Raw genomic sequence first — 19,270 nt, 5'->3', positions numbered from 1 at the left:
ATTCCTGCCTTTCTTGGTGATGGGGTTGGAGGATGGCTCTAAATTAAATGGCATGCGGCCAAATGGCCCTCGGCCGCTTCCCTCTGGACCGGTGTCTCGGTGCGGCACCGGTCCATGGCGTACGGACAGCGGGTATGGAAGGCGCAGCCGGAGGGCGGGTCCAGCGGTGAAGGAAGGTCGCCCTCCAGAATGATGCGCTGGCGCCGTGCTGCCGGGTCCGGTACGGGAACAGCCGAGAGCAGGACTTGTGTGTAAGGATGGAGCGGGTTCGCGAACAGGCTGTCCGTATCCGCCTCCTCAACCAGCTTGCCAAGATACATAATCCCGATGCGGTCGGAGATGTGCCGGACGACAGCAATGTCGTGGGCGATGAACAGATAAGTGAGCTTCAGCTCGGCCTGCAGCCGGCGCATCAGGTTAATGATCTGAGATTGGATAATGACATCAAGTGCGGATACGGGCTCGTCACAGATGACGATCCGCGGATTAAGGATAAGCGCGCGGGCAAGTCCAATCCGCTGCCGTTGTCCGCCGGACAGCTCGTGGGGCAGCCGGTAATAGTGCTCCATCTGCAAGCCAACCGTGTGGAGCATCTCCATCGCATGCAGGGTCCGTTCCTTTGGCGTACCGATGCGGTGAATGGCCAGTGCCTCCTCCAGCGCCTGGCCGATAATCTGGCGGGGATTCAGAGAGGAGAAGGGGTCCTGGAACACCATCTGCAGCTCACGGCGGTAGGTCTGAAACGCTTTGCGCGGCTGCTTGAACAGGTCGACCCCCTGATAGAACGCTTCTCCGTCTGTAGGCTCTGTCAATCGGAGCAGCGACTTGCCCAGCGTGCTCTTGCCGCAGCCGGATTCCCCGACCAGTCCGTACGTCTCTCCTTCCCGGAGGTCAAAGGAGACACCGTCGACAGCCTTGACGACGGACTGGCGGAAGCCTGCCTGATTGGCGGCGGAATAATATTTCTTCAGGCCGTTGACCCGCATAAGAGGCTCGACCGCTAATTCCCTGTGTTTTATCGTTGTCGTTATCATCTGTCAGACCTCCATTCCACTCAGCTTACCGGTATGCCAGCATCTGACCAGGGTATCGCCGCCCGGCAGCGCGGCAAGCTCAGGCATAACGGTCCGGCACTTGTCGTCCGCATAGGAGCAGCGCGGCGCGAACCGGCAGCCTTGCGGAATCTGATCAAGGGAGGGGACACTTCCCGGAACGGCAGCCAGCTCTTGTGAGCGGTCTCCGTCCAGACGGGGAACCGATTGCATCAGCCCGATCGTGTAAGGATGAAGAGGCTTCTCGAACAGGGTACGGACGTCGCCGCTCTCGACCACCTGGCCAAGGTACATGACGACGACCCGGCTGCATGCTTCGGCCACGACGCCTAGGTCATGTGTGATGAGCATGACGCTCATGCCCATCCTGCGGTTAAGGTCTAAGATCAGCTCCAGAATCTGCGCTTGAATGGTTACGTCCAGTGCAGTCGTCGGCTCATCGGCAATGAGCAGCTGCGGCTCGCAGGCAAGAGCGATGGCAATCATAACGCGTTGGCGCATGCCGCCTGAGAGCTGATGGGGATATTCGCGTGCTCTCCGTTCGGGAGCAGGAATACCGGTTAGCCGCAGCAGCTCTACGGCCTTCGTCCAGGCTTCTTTTTTGCCAATGGGCCGGTGCAGCCGCAGCGTCTCGACGATCTGCTCTCCGATGGTGTGAACCGGGTTCAGAGAGCTGAGCGGGTCCTGAAAGATCATAGAAATTTCATTGCCGCGGACACTGCGCATCTGTTTAGGGGTGAGCTTAAGCAGATCAATGCCGTTGTAGCGAATCTCCCCTTCGTATTCTGCGAGCCTTTTCTCGTCGAATAGCCGCAGTACGGACTGGGCAGTGGCGCTTTTGCCGCACCCGGATTCCCCAACGATTCCTACGACCTCTCCTTTACCCACCTCGAACGATACCCCGTCCACTGCGGGTACCCGGCCGCGTTCCGTATGGAGCTGAGTCTTAAGCTCCCTAATCTGCAGAAGCGGCTCATCCGCCGCAGCGGAAACCGCTTGAAACGGAACGGGACGCTGTTTCAGCGGTTGGACCAAGCGTTTGGTCAACGAACGGCGGGCATGGGGATCGAGCAGATCCCGCAGCCCGTCGCCGAACAGGTTCATCGCGAGCACGACGAGGACAAGGGCAAGGCCGGGAAAGAGGGTCATCCATGACGAGTTGTAAATATACAGCTTGCCGTCCGACAGCAGGTTTCCGAGACTTGGCGTCGGAGCGGGAATGCCTGCACCAAGGAAGCTGAGCGCCGCCTCCACGATAATTGCCTCGGCAAAGATGAAGGAGCCTTGAACAATAAGCGTGGACAGGGAGCCGGGCAGAATATGTTTCCAGATAATCCGGTTGTGTGACGCGCCCAAGGTATGCATGGCTTCAATATAGGTCGTCTCCTTGGCAGTCAGCACTGAGGAACGGACGATCCGGGCAATGGAAGGGACGAAGACAATGATCAGGCAGAGGATCAGATTGCCGACGCTCGGCCCTAGCGCGGCCATCATTGCTATCGCCAGCAGCACGGCCGGAAAAGCGAATAGACCATCCATCACGCGCATCAGAATTTGATCCAGCCATTTGAAATATCCGGCGTACAGGCCAATGACGAGACCAATTGCCGATGAACCGAGCGCGACCGCGAAGCCGACTTCGGCCGACATCCGCGTTCCGTATACGACCCGCGTCAGCAGGTCGCGGCCAAAATTGTCCGTACCGAACGGATATACGGCGCTTGGAGCCTTAAGACGGTTGACGACGTCGATGGCGTAGGGATCGCGGCTTGCGATCCAGGGCGCGAACAGCGAAACGGCAGCGACCAGTGCAATGAGCACACTGCCGGTAACCGCGGCTTTGTTGACCAAGAATCTCCGCACGAACAGTTTGCGGTTCTCCCGCTTCAGGCGGAGCCTGCGGGCAGCCAATTCATCCGCCTTTATCTCCAATAGGGGCATTAGCAATAGTTCTCCTTTCCCTCCGTTATTTGAGTCTGACCCTCGGATCGACGATCGTGCAGAGCAGATCCACGACGAGATTGACCATGACATAAGCGAAGGCGACGAAGAGGATAACCCCTTGGATAACCGCGTAATCCCTTCGCTGTACCGAGTTGACAAGCAATTGTCCCATACCGGGGATATTAAAAATGGATTCAATGACGGCTGCACCGGCAAGCAGAGCGCCAAATGATCCGCCAATCACCGTCAATATCGGCAGCAGCGCGTTGCGCAGGACGTGACGGTATACGATGCCCTGCTCGCTGACGCCTTTGGCAAGCGCCGTCTTGACGAAGCCTTCGTTCAGCACTTCAAGCATTGAGGAGCGGGTAACTCTTGCCAGCAAGGCGGCTTGGACAATGCCGAGCGAGAGGGCCGGCAGGATCAGATACTTCAGGTGTGTTATCAGGCCGTCAGAGAGCGGCTTGTAGCCGGACACGGGAAGCCATTTAAGCTGTACGGAAAAAAGCAGCACCGTGAACATGCTGAGTACGAACCCGGGAACCGTGATGCCAAACAGCGAAAATCCTGTCAACGCCTTGTCCGCAAGCTCTCCTCTTCTGGAGGCTGCACGAACACCGAAGGGAACCGCGATGACAATGGCGATAAGCTCTGCCAGCACGGCAAGCGAGAAGGTCGGGCCCAGATGCTCGGCCAGTGCTGTGCGGACCGGCTGCCTCATGAAGAAGGAGTCGCCAAGCTCGCCTTGCAGCGTATGTCCGATCCACCGCAGATATTGCGGGAGAAGAGGCAGGTTCAGACCCATTTGCTCCCGCAGCGCCTCAATCGTTTCCGGACTGGCGCCATCGCCAAGCATGACGGCAGCGGGATCACCGGGAATCAGATAGATGATGAGGAAGACGATCACGGACAGGACGAAGAGTACAGGAATCATGGCCAGCAGCCGTCTTGTAATGTAAAATGCCAAGAATGGAGCCTCCTTCCAGGCGGGTGATGAAGGACAAGGGCCGCATGCAATCCCTGGGGGATTCATGCGGCTCCGGTTTGCTTTATTTGGACAATTTCGTATTGGCCAGGTTTGGATAACCTGCCAGCGTGGTCAATCCTGTCAGCTTGTCACGTGTTGCGCTCTGGGAGTAGGTGTCACCGATCTTGACGGCGGCGAGATATTCCCACTCGTACTGCTGCAGCGCATCGTTGGCTGTCTTGATCTCCTCCGGTGTGGAGGCTGCGGTCAGCTGCTTGGTCAGCTCAGCGAGCTTAGCATCTTCAGCGAAGCCGTAGGTCGGATTCAGGTAGAGCAGCTGGGAAGGGGTGGACGGCATGGTGAACAGTCCAACATAGATGTCCCAGGCGTTCGGGTCAGCGCGTTTTTTCAGCAGGGTTGCGAAGTCGTTGATATCCAGCTTGGTCTTCACACCGATGGCTTCCAGTTCCTTCTGGAGGACGATTGTTGCGTTATAGAAGGAGCCGCCGAGCTCTTTGGTCGTAAGCAGGGTTACTTCCTGGCCGCTGTAGCCGGCTTCTTGAAGCAGCTGCTTCGCCTTATCCGGATTCTTCTGATTATAGTTCTCCTTGCCGGCTTCGCTGTACCAGGTCGTATTCTCCGGATACATGTAGCTCGGGTTAAGGCGGTACAAGTCCGGAGAATTCACTGTTCCAAGCAGAATCTCATCGGCGTCCAGCACGGCGGCTACCGCTTCGCGGTATTTGATGTTCGAGAACAGCGGAGACTTCTTATTGAACACCAGGTTGATATCCGATCCGAGGTTCTTGTTCACCGTCACACCTGCAAGGCCTTCAACCTGCGGCAGATTGTCTAGAGTAACATCAACGTAATCGTAAGTGCCCGCGAGGAACGAAGAGAAGCGTGTCGCGCTGTCTGTGACGATATCGAAATAGATATCCTGGAGATAGGCTTCTTTCTTGCCGGAGAGACCGGAAGCGGGGGTGTCGATGGATTGATAGTCATCGAACTTCGCAACATGTACGTACTGGTCCTGCTTCCATTCAACGAGCTTGAACGGGCCGGTACCGATGTATTCCTTCACGCCGTCCGGTCCGGCTGCCTCTACGATTTCCTTAGGCAAGATCGCGGCATTGTTAAGCACATGGCTTAATTGAGAGATAATGTCGTTGCGGGGCTCGCTCAGCGCAAGCTCGACGGTGTAATCATCTTTTATCGTAAACTCTGATTCTCCCAGCGAGGCTTGCGCACGGCCGGTCAGTGACTTCCAGCGGTTGAGGGAAGCGGTGACATCCTCCGCCTTCAGCTCTTTGCCGTTGTGGAACTTGACACCCTGACGCAGATGGAAGGTATACGTCTTGCCGTCCTCGCTCAGATCGTAGGATTCGGCCAGCATCGGAACCGGGTTGAAGTTGGCATCGAAGGCAAACAGCCCTTCAAAAATATTCAGCGTTACATAAACATTGGTATTAAGCGACAAGTGCGGATCCAGCGTCGGCACCTGCTGGGCGAGCGGGAAGCGCAGCTCTGAAGCCAGGTTCTCCGGGGCCGGCTCAGCCGTTCCGGGAGCGCTGGCATCCGCGCCTGAGGCTGCATTGTTATTGCCGTTGCCCGAAGAGCAGCCGTATACGGCGAGCAGCGAGACAAGCAGCAGTACTAGAATGGAATGGCGGTATAGCTTATTCATCTGGTTTCTCCCCTTAGTCTGGTGTCTAAACTTTATTAATCCAATTAGTATAATCGGATTTAATATATTAAAATTAAATATATATGATTTTATTAAAGATGTATATTGAATCCTTTTAATGGATGCAATCAATAAAACTAAAGTCTGAGGGGATTACGGCTAGGAATCCCAGTCCAGCAGCTTGTCCGCCGCCCGTACGAACAACCGGACACCGGTTTCCAGTGCGGATTCATCGAAAGTGAATTTCGGATGGTGATGGGGGTATACAATGCCTTTATCCGGATTGCCGGCGCCAATGTTGACGAACGTGCCGGGCACCTTCTGCTGATAGGCGGAGAAATCCTCACCGCTCATGCCTGGAGGTGTATGGATGACGGCATTCTTCCCGACCAGCTCACCCGCAGCTTCTTCAAGGATCCGGGTGAGCGCTTCATCATTAACGACAGGCTCATAGCCGAGGACGTAATCGAATTCGAACTCAGCGCCATGCGCCGCCGTAATGCCCTGCACAATGCGCAGTAATTGTTCACGCGCATCCCGGCGGACCTGCTCTCCAAAGCTGCGGACCGTGCCTTTGAGAATGGCTGTGTCCGGTATGACATTGTGAGATGCCCCGGCAGTGAACTGAGTCACAGAGACAACTAACCGGTCCAGGGGATTCGTGTAGCGGGAGACAATATGCTGCACGTTCGTCACGATCTGGGCGCCGACCGCGATGGTGTCGACAGCCCGGTGGGGGAAGCCGGCATGGCCGCCGTAGCCTTTGATGACTATGGTGAAATTGTCTGGTGAAGCGGCCATATCGCCGTAGGCTATGCCAATCTGTCCGACCGGCAGCTGGGAGGCCAGGTGTTCGCCAAATACCCAATCTACACCGTCCATCACCCCCGCCTCAACCAGCTCAATGGCACCGCCCGGCGGCAGCTCCTCGGCATGCTGGAAGATGAAGCGGATCTCGCCGTGCAGCTTGTCCCGCCGCTCTGTAAGCAGCCGGGCCGCAGCCAGCAGCATGGCTGTATGGCCATCATGGCCACACGCGTGCATGACGCCCGGTTTGCCCGAAGCGAACTCGAACTCATTCTCCTCCAGAATCGGCAGGGCGTCCATATCTGCACGCAGAGCAAGAATCTTGCCCGGCTTGGCGCCGGTCAGCCGTGCGACGACGCTGGTCGGCGTCGGGTGGCTGAGCTCAAGGCCGCCGAAGCTTGCGAGAGTGTCAGTAACGAAGCGGGCGGTGTTCTCCTCCTGGAAGGAGAGCTCGGGATGGCGGTGGAGATGCCGCCGCCAGGCAACGAGCTGCTCCGCCAGACCCTCCGGCCATTCTTCGCGGTTATTCGTTTGCTCTGTCATAGGAACGACCCCCTCTCTGTCCGGGTACGGACACTGCTTATTCTCTCTCATAGGCCTGCAGGGCGTTTACGCGGTGGGCCATTGCGGAGCCGGCTTTGAGCACGGTGGCCACAAGAGTTGTCTCGGCCAGCTCTTCTATGGTAATGCCTGCCTCCTTGGCGCGGCGGGTGAAGATTTCGATGGAATACGCGCTGCCTTCGACGAGCGCGGCTCCGACCGCAATCAGCAGCTTCTCTTTCTCCGGGATACTTCCGCCGCGCAGTGAAATCTGCAGGAATTCATGGAACCCGTTGTAAAGGTCCCCGTTCACGTCCTCAAGCTTGTCAGCCAGTTCAATATTGGAGAGCGGGAAGAGATCGGCATCCGTGCTGCCCTGGAACGCCTTCAGCGCGTTCGAAGCGTTGAAGAAGGCGGAGTGGGCTTTGACGGCAGCGGCGACAGTCACCGATTCGAAGATTTCTTCGAAAGTGGTTTGCTCGGATTTGGACTTGCCGATATGGGCTTCGATGCAGTAAGGGCATCCGGTGACATGCGATACGGCAACTGCAATCAGCTCCTTAGTCTTCACACTCAGCACTCCGGCTGCAAGAGCCTGCTTGTTGAATTCACCGAATGCCTTGAAGCCTTCGGGAGAGTATGCGAACAGCTTGGCGGAGAAACTCGGGGTGTGGCGGGTGTACAGGCTGTTGTTGCTTTCCGGAACTGAGCTGCTTGGGTTATTCATAATAGAGGCCTCACTTTTTATGATATTTTTTAATTCATTGTAATCCGCTTGGATTATTTAACGGCTTGTCTGCTATAATAGGGGAAAAGAAACGAGTTGTATAATTGAAATATATAAAGCTTCGGTTTATAAATAGTAAATCGTTGTGATTGGGAGGTGTGACGCGCTTGGAAATTCGACTTATCAAAACCTTTCAAACCATCGTGAAGCTTGGCAATTTTCAACGGGCGGCGGAGGCGCTGCAGTACTCACAGCCCACCATTACGATTCAGATCAAAAAACTGGAGGAAGAGCTTGGTGTCAAGCTGTTTGAGCGGGGCAAGACCATTACACTGACAACGGCGGGCCGCCTGTTCCATGAGAGAGCAGGGTCGCTGCTGCAGGAATACGATGATCTGAACGTAGCGCTGGCTGATTTCATTCAGGGGGAGACCGGCCTTATCCGTGTCGGCGCTTCTGAGCCGTCGGCCAGCAAACGCCTGCCGGACATCCTGGCATCCTTCACCCGGCAGAAGACGAAGGTGCAGACCAAGGTGACGATCGGTACAACGAGGGAGCTAGCCGGCATGCTGCTGGAGGACAGGCTTGACCTGGTCTTGTGCAACCAGCCAGAGCCGAACCTGGAGCTGGAGTTCTACCCGCTGCTCAAGGAGACCTTCAAGCTGATCGTGCCGGATGATCATCCGCTGGCCGGGCGGGAGGACCTTCATCTTAAAGACCTGAAGGATGAGAAATTCCTGTTCACCCCCGGCTCCTGCGCCTTCCGCATCCGGATTGAAGAGATGATTACCAAGCATATAGGCAAGCTGCGCCAGAGCAGTATAGAAGTAGCGGGCATTACCGTGATCAAATACTTCGTCCAATCGAAGCTGGGCATTGCGCTTGCGCCGGAAGTGGCGGTAATGCCGCCGATCCCGGGTACAGTGGTGAAGGATGTAGCCGATCTGATGGAGGGGCCTTCCCTTGGAATTCTGACCCGCCGTAATCAGGCTTCCATGAGCCGGATCAGCCAAGGGCTGGTAGAGGAGATCAAACGGATGTATGCCTGAAACAGCTTTGCCCCGGGCGGGTGCAATCCTTGCATTCGCCCGGGGCTTTTCTGCGAAAAGGGGCGGACTTTACTATTTCTAATTGCCGGATTCACTTCTTTCTATTGTACATTCGCCTTGGCATCGGATATCCTCTGTACTTATAGATATTCATATTCTATTAACAAACGGATCATAGAGCAGGAAGGAATGAGTTCTCAGGTGAAAAAAATCCATCTAGGCATCTTCGACATCAACACGCTGAATCAGATGACTCAGGGCTTGTGGGCACATCCGGATAATCAGTCCTACCGGTATAAGGAGCTGAATTTCTGGATTGAGCTGGCCCAGCTTCTGGAGCGGGGGTTGTTCGACTTCATGTTCTTTGCCGATTCATACGGCTATCCCAATCATAAGAGGGAGCTCACCTACCGGGAGGCGGTGTATGCGCCAGCCAACGACCCGATGCTCCTGATCCCCGCGCTGGCTGCGGCGACTAAACATCTGGCCTTCGTGACTACGGCATCTCCCGTGTATGAGCTGCCTTTCCCGAATGCCCGCCGGTTCTCGACACTGGATCATCTCACCAATGGCCGGATCGGCTGGAACGTGGTTGCCACGGGAGGGATCAGCGGGGCGGAGGCCTTCGGCCGAAGCGGTATTCTGCCGCACGACGAGCGCTATGAGCAGGCGGAGGAATTCATGGAAGTCAGCTACAAGCTGCTGGAGGGCAGCTGGGAAGATGATGCGGTTACCGGTGACAAGCTCAGCCGCCGCTATGCCGATTCTTCCAAGGTGCATATCGTCAAGCATGAAGGGCGTTACTTCCAGATGACCGCAGCCCACTCAAGCGAACCGTCGGTTCAGCGGACACCGGTTCTCTTCCAGGCGGGCAGCTCGGACCGTGGACGGGATTTCGCAGCCAAACATGCGGAAGGCGTCTTCCTCAAAGCCCCTACCGCCGAGGCACTGCGCGCACAAGTGCAGGATATCCGCCGGCGGGCAGCAGCCTATGGGAGAGGCCCGGAGCAGATCAAGATCTTCACCGGCTTGTCCGCCGTCGTCGGACGGACGAAGGAGGAGGCGCAGCGGAAGCTGGAATCCTACCGGAGTTATGCCAGCGAGGAAGCGGCACTGCTCACCTATGAGACCTCGACGGGCATCGACCTTACAGCCCTTGACCCTGATGCGCCGTTCACCAATTTGCAGACAGAGCAAGGCCGTACCCATACGGAAAGATACACTAAGCACAGCGGCTTCATTCCTACGGTGCAGGACGTCATCGACAACTTCTCGGCCAAGGAATTCCGGGGAATTACTGTGGCGGGCACAGCAGAAGAGATCGCGGACCAAATGCAGTATTGGGTGGAGGAGACGGGAGTGGACGGCTTCAACTTAGAACGTTACGTCCTGCCCGGAGGACACCGCGACTTCGTCGAGCAGGTTGTGCCTGTGCTGCAGCAGCGGGGGATATTCCGGGAGCGGTATGAGGAAACGACGCTCCGTGAGCGGCTGTTCGGAAAGGGAGCCACGCGCCTGGCGGATACACATCCGGGGGCAGCCTTCCGTAGGCTGGAGGAATAGAGCTTAGCATTGAACAAGAGCCATGATGGAGAGCCCGTCCGGTTATTTTAATACGGCAAACGGCTCTGCGTGAATTTCTATATACAGATATAAATGTTACTTGATTTGAATATCAGGCCCAGACCTTATAGGTTTGGGCTTTTTAAGAGTGACCAGATGTGTGTTGTTACGTTCCGTGTTGTGCCTGTGAATTGAAAAAAGAGCACGTTTTTTTTGAAGTATTGCTTAGGCAGAAACAATAGAATGGAATTATGACGAAAGGATAATGGAGTTTTAGGGGGAGAACAGGTGTTTAATCTCGGTCAGGCCATACCATTGGAAGATAGAGCGAACGATCTGATAACGGTGGGCGAACTGCTAGTTGATATGATCTCCAACGATTACGGCGGGGCTTTAGAAGGTGGCGGATATACCAGATATTTTGGCGGGTCGCCTTCCAATATTGCCATTAATGTCAAGAAGCTGGGCATCCGGTCGCAGGTTGCTTCGGCGGTGGGGAGAGACAGTCTCGGGACGTTTCTGGTAAATGAATTGCAAAGTGCAGGAATGAATACAAGCGGAGTCCAGCGGGTGGACGAATCTACCAGCATGGTAGTGATCACGAAGAGTAAGGAGACGCCCGTTATGCTTAACAGTTTTTCGTGCAGAACAATAGGGATCGACTTGTAATATTGTAGGATTTTATAACGATAAAAAAATCCGCGTGAATCATGGATTATTCCTTTCACTCTATCCTCTGATATAGGATAGGAAACAGAGGGGCCGATTAATGAGGTACCTTCAAATGTTTGATTGTTAAAAATACTAATAAGGATGAATTTTTCAAGAATGCCGACTTCTTAATTAATGGAAATTCATATGGCTTACTCGCATAGAAATTCAATTGCGCAAATAATTTTTGTTTTTGGTTCTCGTAAAGAGGATTAAAAAACGGATGATTTGAGGATTCATATACTATTTTTCCGTTTATCGGGGCGCTCCCGGAGCAAGTGATTGATCAGCATGGAAAAGTGGATGGAATCATAAATAATGCAGGTATTATTCATCCGTTTTTGAAAGTCAATGAATTGGAATACGATAAAATCAAGTTAGTTATGGATATCAATTTTTATGGGACACTTTATATGGTAAAATCATTTCTTCCTTATCTGTTGAAAAGACCAGTTGTGCATATTGCCAATGTATCCAGTATGGGAGGATTTCTTCCGGTCCCCGGTCAAACCATTTATGGCGCATCCAAGGCTGCTGTGAAACTTTTGACAGAGGGTCTTCGGGCTGAACTTAAAGATACAAATGTGAAAGTAACCCTTGTTTTTCCTGGAGGAGTAAGCACAAACAATTATGATAAATTCCGGATTGGATGTTGCAGATAATAAGGAGATAAGTAAGGAACAATTTTCCCGATTGTTAACGCCTAAAGAAGCTGCCAAAATTATTGTGAAAGGAATTGAAAATGACCAGATTCGAGTTTTGGCGGGCAAGGATTCCAAAATAATGGATAAACTCTATCGTTTGAGTCCTAGAAGAGCGTCAGATCTTATTGCTGATAAAATGAAGGATTTGATCTAGGAGAAGCTCAGCGTTCCCATTTACAGTGAAATGGAAAAGAGATTGCTACTTTAGTGCAATACTTTATATAAGCTTATGTTTGTAAACCCTATTAACCATTTCTGAAGATACAAACATGATGCTAAAAAGTAGAAGCAAGATAATGGGTACCATAAACATACCAAATTGGCTTGCAATAAACCCCATTAATAAAGGTATCAATGTAGAACCTGTATAAGCACTTGCCATTTCAAGTCCAATTACACTCGAAGAAGCTTTTTCCCCAAACCGTTCCGGTGTGGCATGAACAATACTCGGATAGATTGGCGCTCCACCTAGTCCCACAATGAGCAATGCTCCTGCAGCAACCCAATGTGGAACCGGTAAAATAAGAATTAGAAGTCCGACACAGCCAACTAACCCACCGTATCGTATCAGCCTTTTACTGGATAATTTAGTCGAAAGAAATCCGGAAAAAATACGCCCTATAATGATTCCAATATAAAATAGAGAAGAAAAGGCTGCTGCTGTGCCAGGAGTAATTCCTTTGCTTTCAATAAAAAAGGATGCCATCCATAGACCAGCGGCTGTTTCCGAACCATTGTAACAAAGCATGGAGACCATGGACATTCGCACACCCCTGATTCGTAAGGCTTCTCTGTTACTGATGAGTGTCTTCTCGTCTCCTTCTTCTATCTTACCGTTCTCAAAAACCTTCCATAAAGACAGCGATCCCAATAATATTAGTACTATGATAGTAAGTACTATCCCTATAGTAAGGTATCCCATGCGCCAGTTATTTCCATTATCCAGTGAAAATGACATTACAATAGGTCCCGTCATTGCTCCAATCCCCCAGAAACAATGCAACCAGCTCATATGCCTGGCCTTAAAATGTAGCGCTACATAGTTACTTAATGCTGCATCTACAGAACCAGCACCTAATCCCAAAGGAATCGCCAGAAGTATAAAGAATAAGAACTCGTTTGAGAAGTAAAATCCGAATAAGGAAATCGTTGTTAATAGAATGCTGAACAATGTTACCTTTCCAGTGCCAAGCCTATGCAACAATCTGCTTGCAAATAAACTGGATACAACCGTACAGAATGAAACCGTTAACGATATATAACCTGCCATTTCTGTTGTGGCACCAATATCAAGTTTCATAATAGACCATGCACTTCCAAGCAAGGCGTCAGGCAATCCGAGACCTATGAATGCCAGGTAAATAATAATCAGCAATAACGTAACCATCTCTAATCTCTCCTCAATTTGTATACACTTTGCAATAGCATTATAACAATATAAATCTATCTTAAATAGCAATAATAAATTAATAAATAACACTATTTTGATGTCCTCGTAAGGGTAAGAGCCTTTATCTAGGAGCAGCGAGCTTTGAATAGCAAGAACAAACGAGTCTGAAGACAGAGGGGTTCGTGGAGAAAGCAATTTCATGAAAATGGATGATTGACATTCTGGCGCGGCCGACTACAATAAGGTTATATTCCTTACACGGACTGTTACTGGGCGAACCAGGCATGACCGATTTCGATTACTCAACCTGTAATCGTTTTCGGTCATTTTTATTTTGCAGGGGGGTGAGTATGTATGAAGGTGATTAAGAAAGTGAACAACAACGTGGTGGCGGGCTGCTCATCGTGCCTATGATGCTGGCAGCGGTGATCAACACTGTGTTTCCGCAGTTCTTTCAGATAGGTGATCCCACAATGGCTCTATTACAATTTAAAATGGTTAGGTAGCATTATCTTTCTGTACTTCGTTCTCTTGGCCACCAAACTTTTCTTGCATGTATCCTGCACTAACCTGGATACTCTTGATTGGGTCGTTATCCACCCAATTTTTATGAGTTTCTAATATAACACCTTCTACTCCGTTTTTTATAGCAATTGCTGAGAGAGTATCCAGATCCATATTTCCATATCCTAATTCAGTAGCATTTTCTTTCAGAATGGGTGTCATATAGGGACCTGATTTGGTATGTCCGCGGTCATTGATATGCCATAATTTCATTCGGCTGCCCAGTTTTTCCATCAAAGCCGGAACATTAGCCCCGCCATCGGCCATCCAGTAACTATCAAACTCGAAATTAACATATGCAGGATCTGTTTTTTCAATAATAATGTCGTAAGCTGTTTTATCGGGGGTTACCTTTTGCAGTTCAACATTATGATTATGATATAAAAGATGTATCCCTTCTTCAGAAAGGGCTTTTCCTGCCTGGTTCAGACTTTGAACAAGTTCTTCCACGTCATCTAAACTACTATAATCAAATTTGTACATACCGGTAATAACTACTGTATCTGTACCGAATTTTTTCGCTTCAACGGCTATCGCTTTTGCATCCTTCTCAATGCTCCCCAGATTACTATGTAGGCTTACGACCTTCAGTCCGCTTTCCTTAATCAGCTTAGGCCAATCAAGCTTGCCGCCATTGCCAATAGGCATTCCTGAGAACTTTGTCATTAGTTTTACAAGAATGGAAGACTTGTGAATCATAAAATCATTTAATTCGATAGAATCATAACCTGCATTTTTAATATTAAGTAATGTTTGTAAAGCATTATCATAATTATTACTCATTGTTCCTATCATAATCTGTTGAACTGCAGTTGTTATATGCTGTGAATTATTCCGGCCCTTACTTTTTACAATATTGCTTTGCTCCGTTTTGTGTGATTTGACAATTTTATTAATGCGGATTTTTTCTTTGATTTCATACCCGGCAACAAGAATTATTATGAGACTAATACACGCAATGATTACTTTTAGTACCTTTTTTCTGTTTTTTTTCAATTTGTACATCTCCGTTTCATTGACTTATTTCATGAGTACTTTACAATAATATCAACATCTGTCTATTTTACAACCGACAGATTCTTCGGAAATGTCGAATACAATGGAGGCCTTATGTCAGAAAAAAATAATGTCAACCAGAGGGTGATGCTAACGAAACGCTTGGTTGGCGAAGCTTTATTAAAAATGTTAAAGACGCGTAATATTAATAAAATATCCATACGGGAACTATGCCAGGTTGCAGGAATTAATCGCACTACATTTTATAATCACTATGGAAGTCAATATGATGTGTTAAATGAAATCGCTGAGACATACATACAAAATACTTCATTTACTGTTATCAAAGATCTTGCAGCAGGTATAAATATCGATGAATGTCTGACTGGAATACTACAATACATAAAAGACAATCTTGAATTTATAAAACTTGTAATAGATATGGAGAATTATGATCTAATCTCCCGCATCACTATCTCACTGCCGCAGTTTGATCAAATGGTCATTAAACATTTACCGGAAAAATTGGATTTGAAGGAAAAGAAGGCAATTGCCTCGTATGTCCAGTATGGAACAGTAAGACTTCTTAAAGAATGGATTCTCACAGATTGTTTAGAGTCACCGGAAGAAGAAGTGAAATTAATTCTGAAAATGGCTGGAAGAACGATTGGTAACGGATAACCGCCTGCAATAATCAGAGCCATGCTGATTCTGAAGAGACAATCTACGAGATATTCCAAGGGATAGTTGACATGCCATGAATGAATCCCACAGATCTCCAGTTGTGGTGTTTGAATATATACAAAAATCTTCCAGATGGTTGGATATTCAGATATAGAGCATTTTTCAAGGATGTTCGAAAAGCTCGTGGGCTGCAAACCCAGAGATTTCAGGAAAAACAAACTAAGTGTTTGATTTGAAAATAAATGCCTGCGGGTTCAGCAGAATTGACATCAATTTTGCGCGGTACGCAATTGGACAAGAACTAAAGTATTTAGTTTTGTGTTTAAGGGCGTAACGCGCATTTTTTGTCTCACTGAACTAAGTTTGGAGTTGCTTTCTGCTGTATGCTCATCCTTTCACTTCTAGGAGCAGCTTGTGCAGCAAGGCAATATCATTTTGGACTGATTGATGGGCATGTTCTGAAATCAGCCGGACGGAGAATTTTTTAGAATCGGGAATGTTTGATAATTCAGAATCGCCATTTTCAATCAAAAGCTTTCTTCTATTCAGCCGTTCAATGGCATCTTCGATCAAATAAGCAAGCTTCCTGCTGTCAACCTTATCCAGAAAAAAGAGGGAGGAGTACAGGGAAGTGAAATTTGTTAAGTTTTGAAATGCGGAATAGATTTCTTCCACCAGTATTTCACGGCCCTTTTCTGTAATTCCATAGGTCGTTTTCTCGGGACGGTTGTCGGTCTGCTCAACCTTGATTTTTTGAATAAGTCCTTTTTTTAAAAGAACCTCAAAATTATAATAAAGGGTTCCATCGTTGATCGGAAATGAATTATCGAGAGGCTTTAGAACTTGCTTTTTCAGATCGTAAGGATGATGCTCCCCCTCGCTCAGGATACCAAGGATAAATATTTGAAGCGACATAAGACTCCTCCTAGAATATATATGAAAAGAGCCGTCTGCCGTAAAGGGCATTCGGCTCTTTCTATTTTACATGAAGAGCGGCTGAGGTGCATCACCGGGGCTTAATTTAGTGTACGGCTTGAAATGGTGGATTACAGTATTCAAAGCAAGCGCTGAAACCATGATAAGGCTAAGACCTAACAGCAGTACAGCAGAACGCCCTCCGCCGAATAGCAAATTGTAGTCCAACTGAACGGTATAAAACATTACGGAAATATGGCTAATGGCTTTATAAAATCCTGGCATCATAACCTGTGGCACCACCGATCCATTGGCGATGGTCTGAACCAGCAAGAACGGTAGATTTAGCATCATGCCTGCCTGTCCAAAGAGGAGGCAGAAAATGCTGGTGAACTGAATGGCTGCGAATAATTCGAGAGCGTGCAACAGCCACAAATGAACAAACGTACCAGCTCCATATCCGTGTATGGCGAAATAAATGCTAAGCCCGATCAAGGGGACGATAAGAGAAATTATAGCATTGGTACCTTGCAGCGAAAGGAAGGCTTTCCATTTTCCAAGCTTACCCTTTAATTGGTTCAATGCACCGATTGCCATCATGGAGTATATCATAGCCCCGACATAAGAGGACATCGTCAGAAACATTGGAGCCATTTGATTATGCATCCCGGCTGGCTGAGGATTGGAATCTATTACATTGGCCTGGACTTTGTTAACAATGCCTGCGGCCATCTCCTTGGCCTGCACCTCCGACATCTTCATATTTTGCAGTACACCTTCAATGCCGCTTGTTTGCAGCTGGGTACTGATTTTTTCTGTGATCTGCGTTACTACATTTTGTACTGTGCTGTTGGTGGTAGCTGGATTGGATTGGTTGATATAATAATCCAGTTGAACTTGCTGGTCCGGAGCAGAGAGCTTCTGTGTAAAATCCTGAGGGATGTGCATGATCAGATGAATGTCCCGGTCTTCAAGCTTTTGCTGAGCCGTCTTTAGATCGGTATCCGTCTGCACCTGAAACGGCAGCTCCTGCTCAAGCTGCTTCGCAAATTCCATCCCGTACTGCTTATCTTCATTTACAATTGCCACCGAGAGATTGCCGATGTTCTTCGGAACCGCACTATAACCGGAAGTGAAGACTCCGATCATAATGATTTGGTAAAAAATCATCATAAAAACACCACTCAGAATTGCCTTGTTTTTGAAAAATGATTTCATCGCTCACACCATCCATATACTTTATTTAGAATACTCTATTTAAAGTATATCTTTTCATGGATACTGTCAATAGTTTCGAGAAATAGTGGATTATATTAATATTGAAGAGGTTGTCATATTGTGAAGGGAAGCAGGCAGAATTGAAAATCCTATATTGAAAACAGAAGAGTTAAGTACTATACTGTAAACAACTAAACAGTTAACTTATTAACTTAAAGTGACTTGAACTGACAGTTAAAAGAAAGGAATAAAAAATGGATCAAAACTTAAAAACTCAATTCGTGCATTCGATATTTCAATTAAAGAGGCTACATGGAGCGGGACTCGGAATGGAAACGGGAGGGAACAAGAGTGACATTAACATGACAGAACTTGTTTTAATGAAAGGAATCGCCGACAATTCCACCGATTCCGAAAACAACATCGGTTTGCCCGACGTTCGGGGATACCTGTCAATCTCCAAAGCGGCAGTTTCCCAAATGCTGGGGACACTTGAGAAGAAAGGATATATAAACAGAGACTTAGACAAGAATAATCGTAGAAACCTTGTAGTTACTCTCACCCCCAAAGGACGTGAGATTCTAAAGAACAAGGATAACGAGTTTAACGATAGGCTTGATAAAATCATAACTCATCTCGGAGAAGACGATGTTAAACAAATGATAACGATTGTTAACCGTATGATAGAGTATACAAACAAACTTAATAACGAATAAGACAGGATGAATGAGAGAAGATATTCAAATAAGCAAAAGAAGGGGAAGAGGTTATGAATGCATGAAGAATAAAGAGCGTTGGACGATTTCCGATATTCCCTCCCAGAAAGGCCGCTTGATTCTTGTCACAGGTACAGGGGGGCTAGGTTATATAACCGCTTTAATTCTGGTCCGTGCAGGTGCGGAAGTTATTCTGGCAGGACGAAACAGAAGTAAGGGGGAGGCGGCAATCAAAGAAATTCAGTCAAATGTTGTTTCGGCAAATATACATTTTGAACAGCTTGATCTTGGCGATCTTGCCTCCATAGAAGCTTCCGTAAAACGGATACGCGATAAGTATCCAAGGCTGGATGTCCTTATTAATAATGCCGGAGTGATTATGAATCAGGAACGACAAGTTACAAAGGATGGCTTTGAATTGCAGTTTGGCACAAATTACCTTGGACATTTTGCGTTGACAGCTCATCTTATGCCGCTTTTACGAAAAGGACACAACCCTCGGGTTGTCAATGTCTGTGCCCTTGCCGCCAATAGTGCTGTAATTAATTTTGATGATCTGCAGTCAGAACTCCTTTATAAGCCCATGCCAGTATATGGTCAATCAAAACTGGCTAACTTGATTTTTTCACTTGAGCTTCATCGTCGTAGTATGGCTGAACGGTGGGGAGTTATGAGCATTGCCGTTCATCCGGGCTTATCTCGATCAGATTTGGTTGACAATGGAACAAGAGAAAAAAGCAAGATGCCGCTTGCGCTTCGTCTGTTTGGACCAATAATGTTACAGTCGGCTGAACAAGGGGCTTTGCCAACGCTTTTTGCAGCAACCTCCCCGGAGGCCGTCAGCGGACAGTATTATGGACCGGATGGAGTTAAAGAAACAAGGGGATTCCCAGCACCTGCCAAAATACCGGCTACTGCAAAAGATGTAAATACTGCCATACGATTATGGGAAATCTCCAAACAGTTGACGAATGTGGATTTCGAGAAGATATTATCGGGGATATCCTAAATAAAATCATGCCGGTTACTATTCTGC

General features: G+C 48.9%; 19 protein-coding genes and 1 pseudogene. 9 read left to right on the top strand and 11 right to left on the bottom strand.

Going from position 1 to position 19,270, the window contains the following annotated elements:
• Window positions 1-38: 38 nt before the first annotated feature.
• From P40081_RS25955 to P40081_RS25930, 7 genes and pseudogenes are all read right to left on the bottom strand, one after another.
• Window positions 39-1,034 (bottom strand): ABC transporter ATP-binding protein, encoded by a 996-nt coding sequence (locus P40081_RS25955; protein WP_042139096.1) that lies wholly within the window; start codon window positions 1,032-1,034, stop codon window positions 39-41.
• Between the two features lie 3 nt (window positions 1,035-1,037).
• Window positions 1,038-2,075 carry an ABC transporter ATP-binding protein gene (locus P40081_RS39505; RefSeq protein ID WP_231575436.1) on the bottom strand — a complete coding sequence of 346 codons (1,038 nt, stop codon included), beginning with the start codon at window positions 2,073-2,075 and terminating at the stop codon, window positions 1,038-1,040.
• Between the two features lie 42 nt (window positions 2,076-2,117).
• Window positions 2,118-2,993, bottom strand: a pseudogene (locus tag P40081_RS39500) (ABC transporter permease); the annotation flags it as partial.
• 25 nt (window positions 2,994-3,018) lie between these two features.
• On the bottom strand, window positions 3,019-3,963 hold the full coding sequence (locus P40081_RS25945; protein ID WP_156118690.1) for an ABC transporter permease: 945 nt from the start codon (window positions 3,961-3,963) through the stop codon (window positions 3,019-3,021).
• Between the two features lie 82 nt (window positions 3,964-4,045).
• On the bottom strand, window positions 4,046-5,650 hold the full coding sequence (locus P40081_RS25940; protein WP_042139094.1) for an ABC transporter substrate-binding protein: 1,605 nt from the start codon (window positions 5,648-5,650) through the stop codon (window positions 4,046-4,048).
• A gap of 159 nt (window positions 5,651-5,809) precedes the next feature.
• On the bottom strand, window positions 5,810-7,000 hold the full coding sequence (locus tag P40081_RS25935) for an amidohydrolase (RefSeq protein WP_042139093.1): 1,191 nt from the start codon (window positions 6,998-7,000) through the stop codon (window positions 5,810-5,812).
• 37 nt (window positions 7,001-7,037) lie between these two features.
• A complete protein-coding gene (locus P40081_RS25930) occupies window positions 7,038-7,724 on the bottom strand; it encodes a carboxymuconolactone decarboxylase family protein (protein ID WP_052422004.1) in 687 nt (228 codons plus the stop codon).
• Between the two features lie 167 nt (window positions 7,725-7,891).
• Here P40081_RS25930 and P40081_RS25925 point away from each other — a divergent pair, with 167 nt between their 5' ends.
• From P40081_RS25925 to P40081_RS39105, 5 genes are all read left to right on the top strand, one after another.
• Window positions 7,892-8,773: a LysR family transcriptional regulator gene (locus P40081_RS25925; protein WP_042139092.1), complete on the top strand. Its 882-nt coding sequence runs from the start codon at window positions 7,892-7,894 to the stop codon at window positions 8,771-8,773.
• 189 nt (window positions 8,774-8,962) lie between these two features.
• Window positions 8,963-10,336: an LLM class flavin-dependent oxidoreductase gene (locus tag P40081_RS25920; RefSeq protein WP_042139090.1), complete on the top strand. Its 1,374-nt coding sequence runs from the start codon at window positions 8,963-8,965 to the stop codon at window positions 10,334-10,336.
• A gap of 288 nt (window positions 10,337-10,624) precedes the next feature.
• On the top strand, window positions 10,625-11,005 hold the full coding sequence (locus P40081_RS25915; protein WP_081970112.1) for a carbohydrate kinase family protein: 381 nt from the start codon (window positions 10,625-10,627) through the stop codon (window positions 11,003-11,005).
• Between the two features lie 320 nt (window positions 11,006-11,325).
• The gene (locus P40081_RS39110; RefSeq protein WP_052422003.1) at window positions 11,326-11,709 is read left to right on the top strand and encodes an SDR family NAD(P)-dependent oxidoreductase; all 384 of its coding nucleotides are present in this window, start codon (window positions 11,326-11,328) and stop codon (window positions 11,707-11,709) included.
• Complete coding sequence (locus P40081_RS39105; RefSeq protein WP_197074273.1) at window positions 11,678-11,905, top strand: hypothetical protein; 228 nt, start codon at window positions 11,678-11,680, stop codon at window positions 11,903-11,905. The genes P40081_RS39110 and P40081_RS39105 overlap by 32 nt, the downstream gene beginning before the upstream one ends.
• A gap of 63 nt (window positions 11,906-11,968) precedes the next feature.
• Here P40081_RS39105 and P40081_RS25905 read toward each other — a convergent pair whose 3' ends face one another.
• A complete protein-coding gene (locus P40081_RS25905; RefSeq protein WP_042139089.1) occupies window positions 11,969-13,138 on the bottom strand; it encodes an MFS transporter in 1,170 nt (389 codons plus the stop codon).
• Window positions 13,139-13,551: 413 nt separating this feature from the next.
• Here P40081_RS25905 and P40081_RS40135 point away from each other — a divergent pair, with 413 nt between their 5' ends.
• The gene (locus P40081_RS40135) at window positions 13,552-13,647 is read left to right on the top strand and encodes a hypothetical protein (protein ID WP_081970540.1); all 96 of its coding nucleotides are present in this window, start codon (window positions 13,552-13,554) and stop codon (window positions 13,645-13,647) included.
• Here the strand turns inward: P40081_RS40135 and P40081_RS25900 are convergent.
• Window positions 13,640-14,701, bottom strand: a complete 1,062-nt coding sequence (locus P40081_RS25900) for a sugar phosphate isomerase/epimerase family protein (RefSeq protein WP_197074272.1) — start codon at window positions 14,699-14,701, stop codon at window positions 13,640-13,642. The two genes, P40081_RS40135 and P40081_RS25900, sit on opposite strands and share 8 nt — an antisense overlap.
• 114 nt (window positions 14,702-14,815) lie before the next feature.
• On the opposite strand from P40081_RS25900, the gene P40081_RS36650 reads away from it, so the two are divergent.
• Window positions 14,816-15,382 carry a TetR/AcrR family transcriptional regulator gene (locus P40081_RS36650; protein WP_052422001.1) on the top strand — a complete coding sequence of 189 codons (567 nt, stop codon included), beginning with the start codon at window positions 14,816-14,818 and terminating at the stop codon, window positions 15,380-15,382.
• A gap of 390 nt (window positions 15,383-15,772) precedes the next feature.
• On the opposite strand, the gene P40081_RS25890 is transcribed toward P40081_RS36650, so the two are convergent.
• Together P40081_RS25890 and P40081_RS25885 are read right to left on the bottom strand one after the other, a co-directional pair.
• A complete protein-coding gene (locus tag P40081_RS25890; RefSeq protein ID WP_042139088.1) occupies window positions 15,773-16,300 on the bottom strand; it encodes a PadR family transcriptional regulator in 528 nt (175 codons plus the stop codon).
• 66 nt (window positions 16,301-16,366) lie between these two features.
• Window positions 16,367-17,518 (bottom strand): YhgE/Pip domain-containing protein, encoded by a 1,152-nt coding sequence (locus P40081_RS25885; protein WP_042139087.1) that lies wholly within the window; start codon window positions 17,516-17,518, stop codon window positions 16,367-16,369.
• Between the two features lie 254 nt (window positions 17,519-17,772).
• On the opposite strand from P40081_RS25885, the gene P40081_RS25880 reads away from it, so the two are divergent.
• Together P40081_RS25880 and P40081_RS25875 are read left to right on the top strand one after the other, a co-directional pair.
• A complete protein-coding gene (locus tag P40081_RS25880) occupies window positions 17,773-18,234 on the top strand; it encodes a MarR family winged helix-turn-helix transcriptional regulator (RefSeq protein ID WP_042139086.1) in 462 nt (153 codons plus the stop codon).
• 61 nt (window positions 18,235-18,295) lie between these two features.
• Window positions 18,296-19,243: an oxidoreductase gene (locus tag P40081_RS25875; RefSeq protein ID WP_042139085.1), complete on the top strand. Its 948-nt coding sequence runs from the start codon at window positions 18,296-18,298 to the stop codon at window positions 19,241-19,243.
• Window positions 19,244-19,270: the final 27 nt, after the last annotated feature.

Origin of the sequence: Paenibacillus sp. FSL P4-0081 (genome assembly GCF_000758565.1) — a bacterium.
GTDB classification, from domain to species: domain Bacteria; phylum Bacillota; class Bacilli; order Paenibacillales; family Paenibacillaceae; genus Paenibacillus_AQ; species Paenibacillus_AQ phytohabitans.
Note: the sequence above shows the minus strand (reverse complement) of the source record. Positions and strands in the feature narration are given on the sequence as shown.

What these genes read in the sequence shown, in the direction of transcription:
- P40081_RS25955 (WP_042139096.1), bottom strand. Translation starts at nt 1,034, where the DNA reads ATGATAACGACAACGATAAAACACAGGGAATTAGCGGTCGAGCCTCTT.
- P40081_RS25940 (WP_042139094.1), bottom strand. Translation starts at nt 5,650, where the DNA reads ATGAATAAGCTATACCGCCATTCCATTCTAGTACTGCTGCTTGTCTCG.
- P40081_RS25935 (WP_042139093.1), bottom strand. Translation starts at nt 7,000, where the DNA reads ATGACAGAGCAAACGAATAACCGCGAAGAATGGCCGGAGGGTCTGGCG.
- P40081_RS25930 (WP_052422004.1), bottom strand. Translation starts at nt 7,724, where the DNA reads ATGAATAACCCAAGCAGCTCAGTTCCGGAAAGCAACAACAGCCTGTAC.
- P40081_RS25920 (WP_042139090.1), top strand. Translation starts at nt 8,963, where the DNA reads ATGAGTTCTCAGGTGAAAAAAATCCATCTAGGCATCTTCGACATCAAC.
- P40081_RS39105 (WP_197074273.1), top strand. Translation starts at nt 11,678, where the DNA reads ATGATAAATTCCGGATTGGATGTTGCAGATAATAAGGAGATAAGTAAG.
- P40081_RS25905 (WP_042139089.1), bottom strand. Translation starts at nt 13,138, where the DNA reads ATGGTTACGTTATTGCTGATTATTATTTACCTGGCATTCATAGGTCTC.
- P40081_RS40135 (WP_081970540.1), top strand. Translation starts at nt 13,552, where the DNA reads ATGATGCTGGCAGCGGTGATCAACACTGTGTTTCCGCAGTTCTTTCAG.
- P40081_RS36650 (WP_052422001.1), top strand. Translation starts at nt 14,816, where the DNA reads ATGTCAGAAAAAAATAATGTCAACCAGAGGGTGATGCTAACGAAACGC.
- P40081_RS25890 (WP_042139088.1), bottom strand. Translation starts at nt 16,300, where the DNA reads ATGTCGCTTCAAATATTTATCCTTGGTATCCTGAGCGAGGGGGAGCAT.
- P40081_RS25885 (WP_042139087.1), bottom strand. Translation starts at nt 17,518, where the DNA reads ATGAAATCATTTTTCAAAAACAAGGCAATTCTGAGTGGTGTTTTTATG.
- P40081_RS25880 (WP_042139086.1), top strand. Translation starts at nt 17,773, where the DNA reads ATGGATCAAAACTTAAAAACTCAATTCGTGCATTCGATATTTCAATTA.
- P40081_RS25875 (WP_042139085.1), top strand. Translation starts at nt 18,296, where the DNA reads ATGAAGAATAAAGAGCGTTGGACGATTTCCGATATTCCCTCCCAGAAA.